Below are 3,066 nucleotides of genomic sequence, written 5' to 3'. Positions count from 1 at the left end.
GCGGGATGTCCAGTAACTCCGCCTTCATACACCGCAGTTACCCGTCTCAGGAGATCGACGAACTACAGCGGGCACCCAGATCTACGACTGAAGGGGCTGACACGGCAGCTGTAGTTCCGGTGTCTTGGCTGGTCAGCAGCTTGTCGGGGGTGGGGACAGTAGGAAGACGGCCACCGTGATCATGATGCTTTGTGACGAGACATCAGGAACAGGTGGCCGCGGAGGTCACGATAGCCGAGCAGGCATGGGGCCGGGTGTTCGGGACGGTAATGGATGCGATCGCCGGCTGCTTCGTGCGGCGTGAGCCCCGCGCGACGGCGGCGGAGCTGGTCGCGGGGTTGCTTTTGGAAGTGGACACGCGGAACTGCTGGACGCTCGGGCAGGCGTTGGGGCATTGCGGGCCGCATCGGCTGCAGCACCTGTTGTCGAGGGCCCGGTTCGATCACGAGCGGGCCCGCGAGGAGCTCGCCCGTCTGGTGATCGGTGAACTCGATGGTCACGAGGTGGTGTTGGTGGTGGACGAGACCGGGGACGCGAAGTCCTCGGCGGACTGCGTGGGCGCGGGCCACCAGTACTCGGGCGCGCTGGGCGGGGTGGGACTGTGCCAGGTCGCGGTCCACCTGGCGGTGGTCACCGCGACGACGCGCGTGGCCATCGACCGGATGCTGTACCTCCCGGCGGACTGGGCCGAGGACGAGGAACGTCGCGAGATGGCCGGGGTCCCGGAGGAGATCACGTTCGCCACCAAGCCGCAGCAAGCACTGTCCATGGTTGCCGGCGCGCTCGCGGCCGGGATCGAGGCGCGCTGGTTCGCCGCCGACGAGGTGTACTGCGGGCGGGAACTGCGGCGGGGCATCCGGTCACTGGGGCTGGGCTACGCGGTTGGTGTGGCTGCGACGCACCAGGTCATCGACGGCGCCGGCCACAGGTGGGAGGCCCGCCAACTGATCAACAAAGTGCGCCCCGGACAGTGGATGCGCCAGGCGACCGGGCACGGCACGAAAGGAACCCGCGAGTACGACTGGGCCTGGCTCGACGTCCGCCCCGACGACACCCCCGACAGTGACAGCGACAGCAACGGGAACGGGAACGGGAACGGGAACGGGAACGGGAACGGGACGAGCGTGCTGGTGGCGCGGCGGCACCGCTACACCGGCGAGGTGTCCTACTTCCGCTGCTGAACCCCCGGCGACGTCGCCCTGGGCGCCTCATTGAGGTGATCTGTCGTCGTTGGAAGATCGAGGAGACCTTCCAACTCGGCAAGAGCTTCACCGGCCTCGATCAGGGGCAGGTGACCTGCTGGAACTCCTGGATGCGCTGGTCGCTGTTCTCCCTTGTCGCCTCCGCCGTCCTCGCGCTCACCCTTGCCGCCACCACGAAGACTGCCCCGGACGGCCCGGTCCGCCTCGTCCCGCTCACCTGCCCAGAACTCGTACGCCTCCTACGAGCCCTTGTACTCCCGCTGCCTGTCCAGGACCGCGACCACGTCCTCCACTGGACAGCCTGGCGCCGCCATCATCAAGCCGTCGCGACAGCCTGCCACCAGCAACGACACCACCTCCACGACCAGCTGTGATCGGAACTACAGCTGCCGTGACTCATGGGCTCTGCGTCCTCTCCCTTCCGTCGGCCGAGGTCGTTGCTCACGGGCTGACACACGGCTCGCGAACTCCTCTCCCTCGTCCCCGCCGGGCACGGCCGGGTGCAGGCGTGGTCAGCCGAGGCACAACCCGAGCAGGCAGACCTCCGTCGGCGACGTCGACGCCCGTGAGGGGCTGGTGGTCTGGGACGTGCCCGGCTTCGTGCCGTCGCCTGTCGCGGGCGCCGGCTGCTGTTGCCCGGTCGCACCGGAGCGGTCGGGGGTCGTGTTGCCGACGGCCGGGGCGGTGCTCTGCGACTGCGGGGGCGCCGTCGCGGCCGGGCGGTCAGGAGCTATGGTGTCCGGCCGGGCGATCGGCGACGTCGTGCGGGGCGGTGCCGCGAGGGACTGCTGCCGCGGTGCGTTGGTCGTCGGCGGCTGCGGCTGGGAAGGGGCGTGTGACGGCCGGTCGGAGTGTTGAGCGGCCGCTGGTGCGGCGGCCGGAGGGTTCTGCTGGGGCGTCTACTCCTGGACGGTGCTCGTCCTTGGGTCGTCCGGTGCCACGGCTGCCTGCGCCTGGTCGGTGGAGTGCCGGTCCATCATGGCGATGCTCAGCCCGCCTCCGACGAGTGCGACCGCGCTCGCGACCGCTGCCCGGCGCTTGTTCTTCCTCCAGCGGGCCAGCCGGCGACGGCGTGCCGCACGCCCTGGGCGTGCGGGCGGCAGGCCCTCGGCGTCGGCGGCGACGTGCGGGGCCACGTCCATGGCAGTGTTGGACTCCGCCTCGCCCTCCAGAAGGCTGTCGTGCCACCTGACGGAGGCCGCGGGGTCCCGGTGGGCAGTTGTGACCGGTCCGGAGCTTGTCATCGCCGGGGCCGAGCCGCTGTGGCTGTTGGCGGGCGATGTCCGGGGCTAGGCGCCGCACCCAGGGCACACAGTGCGCCGTTGAGGTGTCGACGGCATGAGCAGCAGTAATCCATCTGCGCTTTTCCTGTCTTCCTGGTTCGATGTGCCGTCGGCCCGCCTGTGCCACGGCTTGGTCCATGGGTGAGGACGGGCCCCACGGACCTCCAGGGCGGCGAGCGCGCCTACGGCTCCGGGCAGAGGTACCGGGGCACCTGCTCACAGCGTCCATCTTTTGCCGGGCCAACGGGGAAACGAAGACCCGGTCGTAGACGCCAGGAGTTGTGAGCAGACGCGGATCTGGCGCAGAAGGTGCTCAAGCCGGAGGTGAGCGCCCGATGAGTGCCTCCGCTGCATCCTCACCCTCCGTATCTGGAGCACCCCGAACCGACCCTCATGCTGGCCGGCGGCGGTGTGCTGCCCGACGCGGAGCCGCTGACCACCGGCAACGGCTGGAACACGATGGGCGTCTGCCCCTCCGCAACTGCCGCTACTCGGGGGTAATGTCGCCGCCGGCCGGAAGCACAGGACCGGCGGGTGAGTGCGGAGGGGCCCTCATGGCGACGGACATATCTGCGGACACG

2 protein-coding genes and 1 pseudogene are annotated in these 3,066 nt (G+C 69.8%); 2 read left to right on the top strand and 1 reads right to left on the bottom strand.

The features are described 5' to 3' along the window. The first annotated feature begins 191 nt into the window (after positions 1-191). Positions 192-1,576: pseudogene (locus ACWDA7_RS51625) on the top strand (IS701 family transposase). 525 nt (positions 1,577-2,101) lie between these two features. On the opposite strand, the gene ACWDA7_RS51620 reads toward ACWDA7_RS51625, so the two are convergent. Then, a complete protein-coding gene (locus tag ACWDA7_RS51620) occupies positions 2,102-2,446 on the bottom strand; it encodes an SCO2400 family protein (RefSeq protein WP_450615009.1) in 345 nt (114 codons plus the stop codon). Between the two features lie 378 nt (positions 2,447-2,824). Here ACWDA7_RS51620 and ACWDA7_RS51615 point away from each other — a divergent pair, with 378 nt between their 5' ends. Next, on the top strand, positions 2,825-2,986 hold the full coding sequence (locus tag ACWDA7_RS51615) for a hypothetical protein (RefSeq protein ID WP_450615007.1): 162 nt from the start codon (positions 2,825-2,827) through the stop codon (positions 2,984-2,986). The last annotated feature ends 80 nt before the right edge of the window (positions 2,987-3,066 follow it).

This window comes from Streptomyces sp. NPDC001156 (assembly GCF_053598275.1).
Note: the sequence above shows the minus strand (reverse complement) of the source record. Positions and strands in the feature narration are given on the sequence as shown.

Excerpts from the sequence above, each read along its gene's own strand:
- ACWDA7_RS51620 (WP_450615009.1), bottom strand. The coding sequence starts at position 2,446 with ATGACAAGCTCCGGACCGGTCACAACTGCCCACCGGGACCCCGCGGCC.